General features: G+C 74.9%; 13 protein-coding genes and 1 pseudogene. 6 read left to right on the top strand and 8 right to left on the bottom strand.

Translation table 11 applies throughout. The features are described 5' to 3' along the window. Window positions 1-440, top strand: a pseudogene (locus H1A17_RS30495) (RNA polymerase subunit sigma-24); the annotation flags it as partial. 74 nt (window positions 441-514) lie between these two features. Here the strand turns inward: H1A17_RS30495 and H1A17_RS30490 are convergent. The 3 genes from H1A17_RS30490 to H1A17_RS30480 all read right to left on the bottom strand — a co-directional run bounded on the left by H1A17_RS30490 (window position 515) and on the right by H1A17_RS30480 (window position 4,386). Next, the gene (locus H1A17_RS30490; RefSeq protein WP_194823512.1) at window positions 515-1,387 is read right to left on the bottom strand and encodes a S1C family serine protease; all 873 of its coding nucleotides are present in this window, start codon (window positions 1,385-1,387) and stop codon (window positions 515-517) included. A gap of 282 nt (window positions 1,388-1,669) precedes the next feature. Then, on the bottom strand, window positions 1,670-3,007 hold the full coding sequence (locus H1A17_RS30485) for a class I SAM-dependent methyltransferase (RefSeq protein ID WP_145918066.1): 1,338 nt from the start codon (window positions 3,005-3,007) through the stop codon (window positions 1,670-1,672). Then, on the bottom strand, window positions 3,004-4,386 hold the full coding sequence (locus tag H1A17_RS30480; protein WP_145918065.1) for an FAD-binding oxidoreductase: 1,383 nt from the start codon (window positions 4,384-4,386) through the stop codon (window positions 3,004-3,006). The genes H1A17_RS30485 and H1A17_RS30480 overlap by 4 nt, the downstream gene beginning before the upstream one ends. Before the next feature lie 181 nt (window positions 4,387-4,567). Between H1A17_RS30480 and H1A17_RS30475 the strand changes: the two genes are divergently transcribed. Continuing rightward, window positions 4,568-4,852, top strand: a complete 285-nt coding sequence (locus H1A17_RS30475; RefSeq protein WP_145918064.1) for a DUF427 domain-containing protein — start codon at window positions 4,568-4,570, stop codon at window positions 4,850-4,852. Between the two features lie 58 nt (window positions 4,853-4,910). After that, window positions 4,911-5,630 carry an RICIN domain-containing protein gene (locus H1A17_RS30470; RefSeq protein ID WP_194823511.1) on the top strand — a complete coding sequence of 240 codons (720 nt, stop codon included), beginning with the start codon at window positions 4,911-4,913 and terminating at the stop codon, window positions 5,628-5,630. 16 nt (window positions 5,631-5,646) lie between these two features. On the opposite strand, the gene H1A17_RS30465 is transcribed toward H1A17_RS30470, so the two are convergent. Then, window positions 5,647-6,945, bottom strand: coding sequence for an MFS transporter (locus H1A17_RS30465; RefSeq protein ID WP_145918062.1), 1,299 nt, complete (start codon window positions 6,943-6,945; stop codon window positions 5,647-5,649). 70 nt (window positions 6,946-7,015) lie between these two features. On the opposite strand from H1A17_RS30465, the gene H1A17_RS30460 reads away from it, so the two are divergent. Then, window positions 7,016-8,089 carry a GlxA family transcriptional regulator gene (locus tag H1A17_RS30460; protein WP_228544532.1) on the top strand — a complete coding sequence of 358 codons (1,074 nt, stop codon included), beginning with the start codon at window positions 7,016-7,018 and terminating at the stop codon, window positions 8,087-8,089. On the opposite strand, the gene H1A17_RS30455 is transcribed toward H1A17_RS30460, so the two are convergent. The 3 genes from H1A17_RS30455 to H1A17_RS30445 form a co-directional block, all read right to left on the bottom strand. Continuing rightward, window positions 8,054-8,533 (bottom strand): hypothetical protein, encoded by a 480-nt coding sequence (locus tag H1A17_RS30455; RefSeq protein WP_228544531.1) that lies wholly within the window; start codon window positions 8,531-8,533, stop codon window positions 8,054-8,056. The genes H1A17_RS30460 and H1A17_RS30455 overlap by 36 nt on opposite strands. Window positions 8,534-8,615: 82 nt before the next feature. Then, the gene (locus tag H1A17_RS30450; RefSeq protein ID WP_194823508.1) at window positions 8,616-10,571 is read right to left on the bottom strand and encodes a VWA domain-containing protein; all 1,956 of its coding nucleotides are present in this window, start codon (window positions 10,569-10,571) and stop codon (window positions 8,616-8,618) included. A gap of 2 nt (window positions 10,572-10,573) precedes the next feature. Beyond that, window positions 10,574-12,055 carry a magnesium chelatase gene (locus tag H1A17_RS30445; protein ID WP_145918060.1) on the bottom strand — a complete coding sequence of 494 codons (1,482 nt, stop codon included), beginning with the start codon at window positions 12,053-12,055 and terminating at the stop codon, window positions 10,574-10,576. A gap of 115 nt (window positions 12,056-12,170) precedes the next feature. Between H1A17_RS30445 and H1A17_RS30440 the strand changes: the two genes are divergently transcribed. After that, window positions 12,171-12,653, top strand: a complete 483-nt coding sequence (locus H1A17_RS30440; RefSeq protein ID WP_145918059.1) for a hypothetical protein — start codon at window positions 12,171-12,173, stop codon at window positions 12,651-12,653. 273 nt (window positions 12,654-12,926) lie between these two features. Here the strand turns inward: H1A17_RS30440 and H1A17_RS30435 are convergent, their stop codons facing one another. Next, window positions 12,927-13,424, bottom strand: coding sequence for a hemerythrin domain-containing protein (locus H1A17_RS30435; protein WP_194823507.1), 498 nt, complete (start codon window positions 13,422-13,424; stop codon window positions 12,927-12,929). A 163-nt stretch (window positions 13,425-13,587) separates the two neighbouring features. Between H1A17_RS30435 and mgrA the strand changes: the two genes are divergently transcribed. Continuing rightward, entirely contained in the window at window positions 13,588-14,577 is a 990-nt protein-coding gene (mgrA, locus tag H1A17_RS30430) for an L-glyceraldehyde 3-phosphate reductase (RefSeq protein WP_194823506.1), read from the top strand. The last annotated feature ends 254 nt before the right edge of the window (window positions 14,578-14,831 follow it).

The following is a 14,831-nucleotide window of genomic DNA, read 5'->3' as shown; positions in this document are numbered from 1 at the left end:
GCCGCCCGGCCCCGCCGTCCGCCGACGCCCGCACGGCCGCGGGACGCAGTGACCGGCCCGGCCCGTACCTGCTCCAGGCACGGATCGCCGCCTGCCACGCCACCGCGCCGGGCGCCGACCGTACCGACTGGCCGACCATCGCCCGCTGCTACGACGAGCTGCTGCGGCTGCGGCCCACCCCGGTGATCGGCCTGAACCGCGCGGTGGCCCACGGCTACGCGTACGGCCCGGCGGCCGGGCTGGCCCTGCTCGCCGGTGCGCGGGCCGGCGGCGCGTTGGACGGCTACCCACCGGCGTTGGCGGCGGAGGCGGAGCTGACCGCGCGCAACGGTGACCCGACCGGGGCGGCCCTGCTGTTCCGGGCCGCCGCCGATCTGGTCGGCTCGGACGCCGAACGCCGGGCCCTGCTGCGCCGTGCGGACGGCCTCCACCCCCGCTGACCTGCCCCGCTTTCCCTGGGCCGCTCGCCGGCCCGCCCGGCCGCTTCTGCTGACCGGAGACGGCCGGCCGGGGGTCAGCCCGCGTCCAGCCGGGCCACGACCTCGCGGACGGTGTCCACCGGAATGGCGAATCCGAGGCCGACGCTGCCCTCGTCCTCCCCGGTGGTGGCGATGGCGACGTTGATGCCCACCACCCGCCCGGCGGTGTCGACCAGCGCTCCACCGGAGTTGCCGTGGTTGATCGCCGCGTCGGTCTGCACCAGCCCGGTCAGGCCGTCCACCGACCGGTCCAGGGCCGACACGATTCCGGAGGTGACCGTCCCGGCCAGCCCGAGCGGGCTGCCGAACGCCAGGACGGTGTCCCCGACGGTCAGGGTGGTGTCGCTGCCCAGCGTCGCCGGGGTGAGCCCCGCCAACCCGGTCGCCCGCAGCAACGCGACGTCCGCGGCGGCGTCCTGGGCGACCACGGTCGCCGGGGCGGTACGGCCGTCGGCGAGGGTCACCGTGACCCGGCCGCCGGAGTCCACCACGTGCTGGTTGGTGAGGACGAGGCCGTCGGTGTCGAGGACGACGCCGGACCCGAGGCTGGACTCCCGGGCCCCGGTCACCTCGACGGTGACGATGCTCGGCGACACGACGGCGACCACCGTGGCGAGGGAGTCGATGGTGGCGGCGGCGACCGGGGTGACGGCCGTCGTACCGGTGACGACCCGACCCGGGTCGACGAACCGGTCCACGACCAGCGCTCCGGTGCCACCGCCCGCGACCATCAGCACCACTGCCGTGCCGGCCGCGACCAGCCGTCGGCGCCATCGCCCCGTCGTCGGCGACGGGGGCGGGGACGGGGGCGACCACGGCGGAGTCGACGAGGGTGGCGGTGGCGACAGCGGCGCGGCGGTCGGGACAGCCGGGGTGGTGGACGTCGGGCGCAGCATGGTGTCGGACATCAGGTCACCGCCCCTCGGCGCGGGCCGTCCGGCCGGACCGGGAACGGCCGGGCCGGTGGCTGTCGGACGGGTGGCGGTGCTTGTCGGGGTGCGGCACGGGACCTCCTCGGTTGGGCGATGCACTCACCGTGCCGCGCCGGGCTGAGGTCCCCTTGTGGCGTGCCTGTGCGTCCGCCGTGCGGGGGCGTGCACGCCGCCGGGTCGGCGCTGTCGACACCCCGGCGGACGACGAGAGCCGCGCCGGGGGCGGCGCGGCTCTCGTCGATCGGTCGGGCGGTGCGGTCAGGGCGTCCAGTTCGGCCGCAACGGGTAGCCGTTCACGCCGTCCGGGCCGTTGCGGGTGGCCAGTACCTGGTGCAGTTGGATGCCGTTGCGTTCGAAGGCCAACCGCGACCCGGCCATGTAGAGGCCCCAGACCCGGGCGGTGCCCCGGCCCACCTCGTCGACGCAGAAGTCCCAGTTCGCCACGAGGTTGCGGCACCAGGCGGCCAGCGTCGACGCGTAGTGCTGCCGCAGGTTCTCCTCGTGGTGCACCTCGAACCCGGCGTCGTGCACCTCGCTGATCAGGCGGCCCGGCCCGGCCAGCTCGCCGTCGGGGAAGACGTACCGGTCGATGAACGCGCCGGAGCGGTGCGGGGCCCGGTTGTCGGCCCGGGTGATGCAGTGGTTGAGCAGCCGCCCGCCGGGACGCAGCCGCTCCCGCAGTGCCCGGAAGTACGCCGGATAGTTGCGTACCCCGATGTGCTCGGTCAGCCCGATCGAGGAGATCGCGTCGAACTCCTCCCGGGGGGCGTCGCGGTAGTCGAGGTGACGCACTTCGGCCAGCCCGGTCAGCCCCTCCCGCGCGATGGCCTCCTGCGCCCACTGCGCCTGCGCCCGGGACAGGGTCACCCCGAGCGCCTTGACGCCGTACTCGCGGGCCGCGTGCCGGACCATGCCGCCCCAGCCGCAGCCGACGTCGAGCAGGCGCATCCCCGGCTGGAGCGCCAGCTTGCCGGCGACCAGGTCGTACTTGGCCGACTGGGCCTGCTCCAGGGTGTCGGTCGGGCTGTGGTAGACCGCGCAGGTGTACGTCATCGAGTCGCCGAGCACCTTCTCGTAGAAGGCGTTCGACACGTCGTAGTGGTGCGAGATGGCGGTGCTGTCCCGGCTGCGGGAGTGCCGCAGCCCGCCCATCACCCGCCGCCAGCGGGGCAGCGCCTCCTGCGGCGGGGCCGGCGGGGGCCGCAGCCGCTCCCAGCCGAGCCCGCGCACCAGGGCCAGCCCCTCGGCCAGCGAGGGGATGCGCAGCCGCAGGTCCGTCAGCACCCGCAGGGCCTCGTACGGGTCGCCGGGGTGCACCCCGCCGAGCCCGAGGTCGCCGCTGACGTAGGCCCGTGCCATGCCCAGGTCACCCGGGGCGGTGAGCAGGTAGGACAGCCCCCGTTCGGAGCGGATGTCGAGGGTGATCCCGGCGTCGGCCGGGCCGATCGCGCTGCCGTCGTAGCCGGTGATGCGGACCGGCAGGTCCCGCGTGGTGACCGCGCGGACGACGTCGGCGACGGTCGGTGCCCCCCGACCCCCCGCCGGCGGGCTGGCCGGGGCGCTCGCCGCCCCCTGTTCTCGGTCGGTCAGGCTCATTTTCGTGCAACCGCCTTCTCGTAGAGTCCGGTGAGCCGATGGTCCGGGTCGTAGCGGCCCTTCACGGCACGCCAGGTTTCCCCGCCGTAGAGCCGGTCGAAGGCCGCCCGGTCGTAGTACGCGTCGGAGTAGAGCGACTTGTGTCCGCCGAACTCCGACACCATCCGCTCGATGGAGCGGTTCACCTCGCCGTCCGCGGCACCCGCCGCGACCGGCACACTGCCCCAGAAGCCGATGTTGACGTACGTCTGGCCGGGGCGCAGCGGATACAGCGGCCAGGCACGGGCGGAGCCGGGGCCGGCGGGCTCGCGCAGCCGCAACGGGCACAGCCACACCGGCGTCATCCCCACGTTCCGGTCGAACCAGCGCAGGAAGTCGGCCGTGCCGTCGAGCGGGATCTCGACGTCCTGCACGACCCGTTCCCGGGCCGGCCGGCCACGCCACCGGTCCACCCGGGCCGCCACCTGGTGGCGGTGTTCCAGGCGGACCAGCCGGTGGTAGACGTCGCTGCGCCGCCAGCGGGCCGGCCAGAGCCGGCGTACCACCGGATGCTGCACCCCGAACGCGGCCGAGCACCAGAACCAGTCGGTGTCCCACCGCCACAGGTAGTCGTGGCCGCTGAGGGTGTCGCGCACCCGGCGGCGCAGCGAGCGGTAGTAGATGTCCTGGCCGGTGTAGTCGCTGGGCCGCTCGGGCTCGTCGGTGAACGAGCCGAGCACCAGGTAGGACTCGCCGGGGCTGAACATGACGCCGTCCATCGCGTCGACCGGCCGGCCCTCCCACTCGCCCTTGGCGACCACGTCGGCGACGGCGGCGGTCAGCTCCTCCAGCCGGGTGAACCGGATGTTGCGCAGGGCCACCGCCCGCCCGACCGGCTGGAGTTCGATGCGCAGCCGGGTGGCGTACCCCAGGCTGCCCAGCGAGTTGGGGAAGGCGGCGAACAGCTCGGCGTCCGGTCCGTCCGGGCGGGCGGTGACGATCTCCCCCGTGCCGGTGAGGACGTCCAGCTCGATGACCGACTCGTGCGGGAGCCCGTTGCGGAACGACGTCGACTCGATGCCCAGCCCGGTGACCGCGCCGCCCAGGGTGATCGTGCGCAGTTGCGGCACGACCAGTGGCATCAGCCCGTGCGGGAGGGTCGCGTCGACCAGGTCCTCGTAGGTGCACATGCCCTGCACGTCGGCGGTGCGGGCGACCGGGTCGACCGACAGGACGCCGTCCAGTCCGCTGACGTCGAGGCCGGGGGTGCCGGTGGCCGACCGGGGCCGGAACAGGTTGGAGGTGCGTTTGGCCAGCCGTACGGGGTGGCCGGCGGGCACGGCGGCGTACGACCGTCGCAACGCGTCCACCGCCAACTCATGATCACGCAGCGCGCGCATGAGATCACCTTACGCGCGAAGCGCCGTTCCGGGGGACCGCACCGCTGACCGTTTCGGATCAGCAGGCAACCTCGGCGGCAGCGTCGTCGTCCGCCGGGCCGGCGGCCCGCCCGGCACCGGCGGGACGGACGGTCGACGAGGGGCCCGCGACCGGGGCCCGCCGGGGGCGTAGCGTGGTGACATGCCGAAAGCCGTGTGGAACGACCAGGTCGTGGCCGAGAGCGACGACACCGTCCTGGTGGAGGGCAACCACTACTTCCCCCGAAGCACCCTGCGCGACGACCTGATCACCGAGTCGGCGACGCAGACGGTCTGCCCCTGGAAGGGCACCGCCTCCTACTACTCCCTCACCGACGGTGAGCGCACGAGCGCCGACGCCGTCTGGTACTACCCCGACCCGAAGCCCGAGGCGGAGCAGGTCCGCGACCGGGTGGCGTTCTGGAAGGACGTCCGGGTCGTCGACTGATCCCGCCGGCTCGCGGGCCGACTGGCCGTCGGCCCGCCCGGTGGGTCACCATGCAGCCATGGCCGTCCCCGACCCGCACCACGATCCGTCCGGCACCGTGTACGGGGCCCGGCGGGCCGCCCGCCCCGGGCTGCCCGCCGATCCGCTGATGCGGTTCGCGCTGGCCGTCGGCCTGGCGGGCGTACTGCTGGGGGTCTTCTTCGCCACCGGCGTGCTCGGCGGCGGCGACGACCGGGCGCCGGTGGTGCCGGCCGCCGCCGCGCCGACCCCGGCCGCGTCGACCCCGCCCGCCGAGGCGACCAGCCCGCCGGCCGCGACCACGTCCCCGCCCAGCCCGACCCCGCCGCCCACCACCCCGGCCACGGTCACCGGGCCGGTCGTGTTGCGGGCGGTCACCTCCGGCCTCTGCGTCGGCACCGACGGCGCGGGCGAGACGGCCACCGCCGAGCTCGCCGTCTGCACCGGCGGCGCGGAGCAGCAGTGGGTCACCAACCCGGTCGCGCCCGATCTGGTGACACTCACCAACGCCGGGCACGGCCAGTGCCTCGACGTCGACGGCGGCAGCGGCGACGACGGCGCGCGGCTCCAGCAGTTCGGCTGCCACGGCCAGGCCAACCAGCAGTGGCGGCTGACCCCGGTCGGCACCGGGCCGGTCCTGCTGGTCGGCGTCGGGTCGGGCAAGTGCGCGCAGGTCCGCGACGACGGCACAGCGGCCGGCGATGACCTGGTGCAGGCCACCTGCACCGCCGCCGCCGGCCAACAGTGGACCCTCGGCTGAGCGCGGCCCGCGCCGGTCAGCCCCGGTAACTCCAGGCCCCGGCGGGCCGGACCGGCGTCAGGACCGGCACCGGTGCCGCGCGGCGGCGGCGCAGCAGCAGCGACAGCAGGGCGGCGCCGATGGAGAGCGCCCCGGCCGCGTACCAGGCCGGCGTGTAGTCACCGAGCCGGTCGCGGACCAGGCCGGCGCCGGTCGCCGCGAACGCCGCCCCGAACTGGTGCGCGGCGAAGACCCAGCCGAAGACCACCGCCGCCGAGTCGCCGAAGTACTCCCGGCACAGCGCCACCGTCGGCGGCACGGTCGCCACCCAGTCGAGGCCGTAGAAGACGACGAAGACCAGCATGCTCGGCCCGGTGCCGCCGGTGAACAGGGCGGGCAGCAGCAACAACGACAGCCCGCGCAGCCCGTAGTAGCCGGCCAGCAGCAGCCGGCTGTCCATCCGGTCGGTGAGCCAGCCCGAGGCGACGACCCCGACGATGTCGAAGAGCCCGACCAGGGCGAGCAGGCCCGCCGCCGTGGTCTGCGGCATGCCGTGGTCGTGCGCGGCCGGCACGAAGTGGGTGCCGACCAGGCCGTTGGTGGTCGCCCCGCAGATCGCGAAGCCGCCCGCGAGCAGCCAGAACGGGCGGGTCCTGGCGGCGGCGGTGAACGCGGCCACCGCCCGCGCGGCGGCCCCGCCGGCCGACGGCGGCCGGGGCGTCACCTCGGTCGCGCCGTAGGCGGGCAGGCCGAGATCCGCCGGGTGTTCCCGCAGCCACCGGGCCACCAGCGGGACGACCGCGAGTGCCGCCCCGGCCACCACCAGCGCGGCCGTACGCCAGCCGTGGTCGCGGACCAGCACCGCGAGCAGCGGCAGGAAGACCAGTTGACCGGCGGCCCCACCGGCGGTGAGCACCCCGGTGACCAGCCCCCGGCGGTGGACGAACCAGCGCCCGGTGACGGTGGCGACGAAGGCCAGCGCCATCGAGCCGGTGCCCAGCCCGACCAGGACGCCCCAGCAGAGGATGAGCTGCCAGCTCGCCGTCATGAAGACGGTCAGGCCGCTGCCGAGCGCCACCAGCGCCAGCGCGCCGGCGACCACCCGGCGGATGCCGAACCGGTCCATCAGGGCGGCGGCGAACGGTGCGGTCAGGCCGTAGAGCAGCAGGTTGACCGAGACGGCGGCGGAGATGGTGGCCAGCGGCCAGCGGAACTCGGCGTGCAGCGGGTGCAGCAGCACCGACGGGGTGGCGCGGAAGCCGGCCGCGCCGACCAGCGCGACGAAGGCGACGGCGGCTACGGTCCAGGCCGGGTGGAGACGACGGGCTCGGGTCACGCTCCGAGTCTCGGGTACGCCCCGGCAGGCGACGAGTGGCCGGAAAGCCATGGTGCGCAATAATCGGGCCATGACCATCAGGCCGCACCGGATCGGCGTGCTCGCCCTCGACGGCGTGGTCGGCCTCGACCTGGGCACCCCGGCCCAGGTCTTCGGGGCCGCCCGCACCGCCGACCGGCACCCGCTCTACACCGTCGACACCTGCACCCCCGGTGGCCGCCCGGTCCGCAGCTCCGCCGGTTTCCGGGTCCTCCCCGACCACGGGCTCGACCTGCTGGCCACTGTCGACACGGTGGTGGTGCCCGGCCTGCACGCCGGCCCACCGATGACCGACGGCACGATCGACCCGGCGGTCACCGGCGCGCTACGGGACGCCCACCACCGGGGCGCGCGGATCATGTCGATCTGCACGGGCGCGTTCGCGCTGGCCGCCGCCGGGCTGCTCGACGGGCACCGGGCCACCACCCACTGGGCGCACGCCGACCGGTTCCGCCGGCTCTACCCGCAGGTCGACCTCGACCCGGACGTGCTGTTCATCGACTCCGGCCGGGTGCTCACCTCGGCCGGGGTGGCCGCCGGGATCGACCTGTGCCTGCACGTCGTGCGCAGCGACCACGGCAGCGAGGTGGCCAACCGGGCGGCCCGACGGTGCGTGGTGCCACCCTGGCGCGACGGCGGCCAGGCCCAGTACATCGAACGGCCCGTACCGCGCACCCCGGCCAGCGGCACCGCCGCCACCCGGGAATGGGCCCGGCAGCGGCTGCACGAGCCGGTCGCCCTGCGGGAACTGGCCGCCCACGCCCGGATGAGCGTACGCACCTTCACCCGGCACTTCCGCTCGGAGACCGGGCTGAGCCCGGCGCAGTGGCTGCTCCAGCAGCGCACCGACCATGCCCGGCTGCTCCTGGAGACCACCGACCTGGCCGTCGACCAGGTGGCCCGGCGGGCGGGCTTCGGCACCACCGCCGCCCTGCGCCAACACCTGAACACCCGGATCGGCGTCTCCCCCTCGGCCTACCGGCGCACCTTCCGCCGCACCCCCACCGCCGGGCCGTCCGGTCCAGCCGCCGGGCCGTCCGGGCCTGCCGTCGGGCCGTCCGGGACGGAGTCAGGCGGGTTGCGGCTGGTCGCGGAGCATCCGTAGCTGCGCCAGGTGCCGGGGCAGGTGCACCCGGGCGTGCAGGTCGAGGGTGCGGGACCAGGGCAGCGGCTCGTCGACGACCAGGTCGAAACCCTCCCGCAGGTGCGTCTCGACCGGGGTGTCGGCGGCCGGCCCGAGCCGGTCCACCAGGCCGCAGAGCCGCCCGCTGGTGGCGCGCAGCAGGGTGGCCAGGCCGGGCAGCCCGCCACACTCGGCGACCAGGGCGTCCAACTCGGGCCGGTGCACCCCGGTCAGGTCGTAGTAGGCGAACGGCGTACCGGCCAGCACCGCCTCGGTCGCCTCGCTCATCAGCTCGTCGTTGACGACCAGGTGCGCCACGATCCGCTCCGCGTCCCACCCGCCCGGCGGGGCCGGCCGGAACCCGCCCGCCTCGACCTCGGCGAGCAGGCTCCGGTAGACCCCGCGCAGCTCCACACCCCCAGTCAACCCCGTACCACCGGGGCGGGTGGACGGTTGTGCCGCCCGGATCACCCGGACGGGCGCCCCGGCCCCCACCGACCGGGCGCGGTCAGCGCCCGGAGCTGCGTCGGGACCGCAGGTAGTCGGAGACCACGTACTCGCCCAGGTCACCCAGGTCGGGGGTGAACAGGCGACCCCGGGAACGGCGGGCCACCGCGTCCATGAACCGGCGCAGGCCCGGGTCCTCACCGAGCAGGAAGAGGTTGAGCGTGACCCCGGCCCGGGCCAGCCGGTCCACCTCGCGGACGGTGGCCCGGACCGTCTCCGGCAGCGGCGGCCAGTGGAAGTACGCCTCGCCGTCGTCCGGGTCGAGGTGGGCGGTCGGCTCGCCGTCGGTGACCACCAGCACCACCGGCTCAGCCCCCGGATGCCGGCGCAGGTGCCGACCGGCCAGCCGCAGCGCGTGCTGGAGGTTGGTGCCCTGCCGCAGGTCCGGTTCGACCGCCGCCAGCTCCTGCTGGGTCAACGGCACCGCCTCCAGGCCGAACCCGACGATCTGCAACGCGTCCTGCGGGAACCGGGTCGCCATCAGGTGCGACAGCGCCAGCGCCGTCTGCTTCATCGGCCCCCACCGACCCTGCGACACCATCGAGTACGACAGGTCCACGCAGAGCGCCACCGCCGCCGACGCCCGCCGTTCCGTCTCCACCACCTCGAAGTCCTCGACGGCGAGCTGCAACGGCACGGTGGGGCCGGCCCGGCGTACCGCCCGGGTGAGGGTGCGCACCACGTCCAGGGGCTGCTCGTCGCCGTACTCCCACTGCCGGGACGCCCCGCTGACCTCGCCGGCCGCCCCGGCCGTACGCAGGTCGTGCTGGCCGCGCGGGCCGGCGGTGAGATCGGCGAAGACCCGGCGCAGCGCGGTGCCGGCGAGTCGGCGCAGCGCCTTCGGGCTGAGCGTCAACCCGTCGGCGTCCCGGCTCACCCAGCCCTGCCGGCGTAGCTCCCGTTCCAGCTCCCGCAACCGGCGTACGTCGTCGGCGGCGTCGCGGCCCAGCGTCCGGGCGACCGCGTCGACGTCCACGTCGTCCAGGGTGGCCCCCGGGTGCTCCTGGTCGAGGGAGTCGAGCAGCTCGTCCAGCTCGGCGATCTCGTCAAGCGCCCCGGTGGCCTCACCGTAGCCGAGCGGCTCGTCGCCCCGGACCCGCTCGCCGCGCTGCCAGTTCAGGTCGGGGCGCAGCGCACGCAGGTGGCCGTCGAGGGCGGACAGCTCACCGGCGAGCCGGTCACCGAGCGACTGCCGCATCAGCCCGGCCAGTTCCTCGCGCTGCCGGTCGGACAGCGACCGCATCAGCCGCTCCCCCGCCGCCGCCCGGCGGGCCAGCACGTCGACCAGTTCGTCGACGGTGCGTGGCTGTTCCGGGAAGAACTCGCCGTGCCGGCGCATGAACTCGGCGAACGCGTCGGTGGTGTCCTCCGCGCGGGCGTGCCGGGCCAGCAGGTCGTTGAGGTCCCGCATCATCTCCGCGAGCTGCGCCTGCACGGCCGGGTCACCGGCGGCCCGCGCCGCGTCCCGCAGCCCGGCGAACCGCTGCTTCAGCACCTCGCCGCGCAGCCCGTCGAGAATCCGCTGGTACGCCTGCCGGGCCTCGTCGCTGGTCCACCGGTACCCGGCCAGCTCCTGCACCGCGCGGGCGGTGGAGCGGGGCAGGTTGTCCAGCACCGTCTCGGCGAACCGGGCGTCGTCGTCGGTGCGCCCGCGCAGCGCGTCCCGTTCCGCCGCGAGGGCCTGGTCGAGCAGCGCCCGGGACCGGGTCACCGCGCCGTCCAGGTCACCCCGGCGCAGCGCCTCCCGGCGCAGCCGGCGGGCCCGGGCGGCCAACTCGTCCAGGCCGCCCCGGTTGTCCGGGCCCCGGCGCAGCAGGTCGCGGAGCGCCTCCCGCAGGCTGCCGCCGGCCAGCACCTCCGCGCCGACGGAGTCCACGGCGGCACGCACGTCGTACGGCGGGGCGAGCGGATCGGGGCCGCCCTGCCACTGGCCGTACCGGAACCGGTTGCCGGCCATGCTCAGCTCCGACCGCCGTAGACGGTCCGGCCGGACTCGGTGACGTCCTTGCCGAGCCGGCGGGTCAGGTGCAGCCCCTCCAGCACGAACTCGACCCCGGCGGCGGCCTGCTCCGGGGTGGGCGCGTCGCCCAGCCCCAGCCGGTCCAGCGCCTTGGCCAGCCCCGGCACGGTGCCGACCTGACGCAGCAGCTCCGCCGAGGAGACCAGCTCACCGGTCTCGATCACCGCCCCCTCGGCGACCAGCGCGGTGAACCCGGAGAGGTCCAGTCCGGCCAGCCGGGCCCGGAACGTCTCGGCGGTCACGGTCCGCAGCAGGTGGGCCAGGATCTCGATCTCCCGCCCCTCCTCGCCGCTCTCGAACTCGACCTTGCCGCGCAACGTCGAGGTCACCGACACCGCGTCACCGACCCGGGCGACCGGCGCCTCCGGCCGTACCGTGGCGTCGCCGGCGGCCGACGCGGTGCCGGCGGGGCCGGCGAGCAGGCCGGCGCGGCGCAACGCGGCGGCGGCGACCGTCTCGGCGGCGGCGATGGCGAACCGGGCGGAGACGCCGGACCGGGGGTCCACCGACGACGACTCGCGCACCGCGCGGGCGAACCGGGCCAGCACCTCCAGCACGTGCTCCGGCACCTCGGCGACCAGGTCGGCCTCCTGCCGGATCAGCGCCAGCTCCAGCTCCAGGTCGACCGGGTAGTGGGTACGGACCTCCGCGCCGAACCGGTCCTTGAGCGGGGTGATGATCCGGCCCCGGTTGGTGTAGTCCTCCGGGTTGGCGCTGGCCACCAGGAACAGGTCCAGCGGCAGGCGGAGCTGGTAGCCACGGACCTGGATGTCCCGCTCCTCCAGCACGTTGAGCAACGCCACCTGGATGCGTTCGGCCAGGTCGGGCAGCTCGTTGACGGCGAAGATCCCCCGGTTGGTGCGCGGCACCAGCCCGAAGTGGATGGTCTCCGGGTCGCCGAGGGTACGCCCCTGGGCCAGCCGGATCGGGTCGACGTCGCCGATCAGGTCACCGACGCTGGTGTCCGGGGTGGCCAGCTTCTCGCCGTAGCGCATCGAGCGGTGCAGCCAGCCGATCGGCAGGTCGTCACCGGCCTCGGCGACCAACGCGCGGGAGGAGGGGGTGAGCGGGTGCAGCGGATGCTCGTTGAGCACCGAGCCGGGCAGCACCGGGGTCCACTCGTCGAGCAGCGCCACCAGCGAGCGGATCAGTCGGGTCTTGCCCTGGCCGCGTTCGCCGAGCAGCACCATGTCGTGGCCGGCGAGCAACGCCCGCTCGACCTCGGGCAGCACGCTGTCGTCGTAGCCGACGATGCCGGGGAAACGGTCCTCGCCGGAGCGCATCCGGGCCAGGAGGTTGTGGCGGAGTTCCTGCTTGACGGTCTGGTACCGGTGTCCGGCGGCGCGCAGCGCGCCGAGGGTGCCCGGCAGGTCGGCGGGCGGGACCGGGAGAGCCTGGTTGGGCGCAGTCACCCGACCCACGCTAGCGCGCTCGGGTGGCCGGCGGTCCACCTCGTTGGGGATCGATGCCGTGAACCCTCCCGGCCCCGACGGGGCTGGCCTGCCTGGCGGACCGTTGTCAACGTACCATTGACGTATGGTGCCGGAGCTGGACGAACTGGCCGGCCTGCGCGCCGCCCGCCGTCGCCTGGACGAGCGGGAGCTGGAGCTGATCGACCGTGCCCGCCACGCCGGCGTCACCTGGGCGCAGCTCGCCGGCGCGCTGGGGCTGAGCAGCCGGCAGGCCGCCGAGCAACGCTGGCAGCGCCTGACCGCCGCCCGCCGGGCGCGGCGGCGGGACCTCGACCTGGGCTGGCCCGCGCGGATCACGGCGCTGCGCGCCGCCGTCGAACGGCTGCACCGGTGGATCGACGCCGATCGGCGCTGGGACGACCGGTTCCCGCGGGCGACGCTCGTCCGCCGCACCGTCGCGTCAGCCCTCGATGCCGAGCCGGGCTCGTTGTACACGTTGGCGTCGCACGTCGCCGACGACCTCGCGGAGGCCGGGCACGAGCGACTGCCGGCGCCGGTCCGGTCCGCCTCGACGGACCTACGGACCACCCTGTCAACGTCTCATTGACACCAGGCGTCCTCATTGCGCGCGTATCACTCAATACCGGGATGAGTCGACGGGACTCGACACTGGAGGGCAGATGCGCCGCAACGCCGTGCTGTTCGTGACCATCTCCCTGCTGTCCGGCTTCGGTAGCGGCGTGATGACCCCGGTGGCCGGGATCTGGCTCCTCGACCCACCGGCTCCACCGGCCTCGCGGCGCTCGCCGGGCTCTGCGTCTACGTGCCCGTGCTCGCCGGTCCATGAGCGGCGCTCGCACCCCACCCGTCGGGCCGGCCGTCAGCGGTGCTCGGCGACGTACCGCTGCGGGTCCTTGTCGGCGAAGCGCAGGTTGCGGCCGGACCTGTGCTCGCCGTAGAAGGTCAGCCAGCGGGCGCCCAGCTCGGCCCGCAGCTCGACGGAGGCGTGGCGGCGGAAGTCCGGCAGCGCCTCGTCCTCCTCCTCGGCGAGGTGTTCGCTGTTCTCCCGTCGGGCCTGCCACACCGCCGCCCACCACTCGTCGGAGCCGACCGGATGCCGCTTCGACTCGGCGATCGCGTCGCGGATCTTGTTGTGGTCACCGATCGCGTCGGCGGTCTCGTCCTCGCCGTCGTCGCCGTGCCGGACCAGGTGCGGGTAGAGGATCGCCTCCTCCGCCTCGGCGTGGACGTCCAGGTGCAGGGCGAGCGCCTCCCAGACCGCGAGCAGTTCGGCGTCGTCGCGGGCGTCGTCCAGGCGGGCGAAACCGCGCCGGAAGGCGGCGTGGTCGTCCAGGATCAGCGCGGTGATGTCGTCCATGATCGGTTCACTTCCCCCATGTCGGGCGGCAGGTAGCGCTGCCCGAAGGTACCCCGGCCGACCGGACGGCATGCCCGTCTTGCCGGGCCGACCTCGGAGCCGACCCGCCCGGGCCGTCCGGCACCCGGCCGGCGGCGTCCCCGGCCGCACTAGGGTCGAGATCATGACCTACCTCGCCGCGGACGACCGCTACGACCAGATGACCTACCGCCGCAGCGGGCGCAGCGGCCTGCGACTGCCCGCCATCTCGCTCGGGCTGTGGCACAACTTCGGGCCGGACCGCCCGTTCGACAGGCAGCGGGACATCGTCCGCCGCGCGTTCGACCTCGGCATCACCCACTTCGACCTGGCCAACAACTACGGCCCGCCGCCCGGCGCGGCGGAGGAGGCGTTCGGCCGGCTGCTCGCCACCGACCTGAAGCCGTACCGGGACGAGCTGGTGGTGTCCAGCAAGGCCGGCTACCTGATGTGGCCCGGCCCGTACGGCGAGTGGGGCTCCCGCAAGTACCTGATCTCGTCGCTGGACCAGTCGCTGCGCCGGATGGGGCTGGACCACGTCGACATCTTCTACTCCCACCGCTTCGACCCGGACACCCCGCTGGAGGAGACGATGGGGGCGCTGGACGCCATCGTCCGCTCCGGCCGGGCGCTCTACGTGGGCGTCTCCAACTACGACGCGGAGCAGACCGCGCGGGCCGCCGCGATCCTGCGTGACCTGGGCACCCCGCTGCTGATCAACCAGCCGTCGTACTCGATGGTCAACCGCTGGACCGAGGACGACGGGCTGCTCGACACGCTGGCCGAGGTCGGCGCGGGCTGTATCGCGTACAGCCCGCTGGCCCAGGGGCTGCTCACCGACCGTTACCTCGACGGCATCCCGGCCGACTCCCGGGTCCGCACGAGCGTCTTCCTCGACGAGAACGACGTGACCGACGAGCGGCTCGCCACCGTCCGGGGCCTCGCCGGGGTCGCCGAACGGCGGGGGCAGACGCTGGCCCAGCTCGCCCTGGCCTGGGCGCTGCGCGACCCCCGGATGACCAGCCTGATCATCGGGGCGAGCAGCGTCGCCCAGCTGGAGGGCAACGTCGCCGCCCTGCGCCACCTCGACCTCACCCCCGACGACCTGACCGAGATCGACCGCCTCCTCGCCTGACGGCCGGGCTGGGCTGGGCCCGCCCTGGGCCTGGGCTGGTGGGCCGATGATGCGGCATCGGGGCTCGGGGACAGCGCTGGCTGGCCGACGATTGTGTGGATCATGGCCGCCCGGCGCGGGTCACCAGACGCGGCGGCGGCCGGCCCGGTGGTTGCGGACGCCGCAGGGGCGGCCGGGCGGGACGGGTGCCGGGCGGCGCAGGCGGGTCGCCACCACCGCCACCAGCAGCAGCACCCGTTCCCCGTGGTCGATGC

The sequence above is a fragment of the Micromonospora sp. S-DT3-3-22 genome (genome assembly GCF_015354745.1).
Taxonomy (GTDB): Bacteria; Actinomycetota; Actinomycetes; order Mycobacteriales; family Micromonosporaceae; genus Micromonospora; species Micromonospora wenchangensis.
The sequence above is the reverse complement of the archived record's forward strand: the minus strand, read 5'-3'. Positions and strand labels throughout refer to the sequence as shown.

What these genes read in the sequence shown, in the direction of transcription:
- H1A17_RS30460 (WP_228544532.1), top strand. Translation starts at nt 7,016, where the DNA reads ATGACCATCAGGCCGCACCGGATCGGCGTGCTCGCCCTCGACGGCGTG.
- H1A17_RS30450 (WP_194823508.1), bottom strand. Translation starts at nt 10,571, where the DNA reads ATGGCCGGCAACCGGTTCCGGTACGGCCAGTGGCAGGGCGGCCCCGAT.
- H1A17_RS30485 (WP_145918066.1), bottom strand. Translation starts at nt 3,007, where the DNA reads ATGAGCCTGACCGACCGAGAACAGGGGGCGGCGAGCGCCCCGGCCAGC.
- H1A17_RS30480 (WP_145918065.1), bottom strand. Translation starts at nt 4,386, where the DNA reads ATGCGCGCGCTGCGTGATCATGAGTTGGCGGTGGACGCGTTGCGACGG.
- H1A17_RS30475 (WP_145918064.1), top strand. Translation starts at nt 4,568, where the DNA reads ATGCCGAAAGCCGTGTGGAACGACCAGGTCGTGGCCGAGAGCGACGAC.
- H1A17_RS30490 (WP_194823512.1), bottom strand. Translation starts at nt 1,387, where the DNA reads ATGTCCGACACCATGCTGCGCCCGACGTCCACCACCCCGGCTGTCCCG.
- H1A17_RS30470 (WP_194823511.1), top strand. Translation starts at nt 4,911, where the DNA reads ATGGCCGTCCCCGACCCGCACCACGATCCGTCCGGCACCGTGTACGGG.
- H1A17_RS30440 (WP_145918059.1), top strand. Translation starts at nt 12,171, where the DNA reads ATGGTGCCGGAGCTGGACGAACTGGCCGGCCTGCGCGCCGCCCGCCGT.
- H1A17_RS30435 (WP_194823507.1), bottom strand. Translation starts at nt 13,424, where the DNA reads ATGGACGACATCACCGCGCTGATCCTGGACGACCACGCCGCCTTCCGG.
- mgrA (WP_194823506.1), top strand. Translation starts at nt 13,588, where the DNA reads ATGACCTACCTCGCCGCGGACGACCGCTACGACCAGATGACCTACCGC.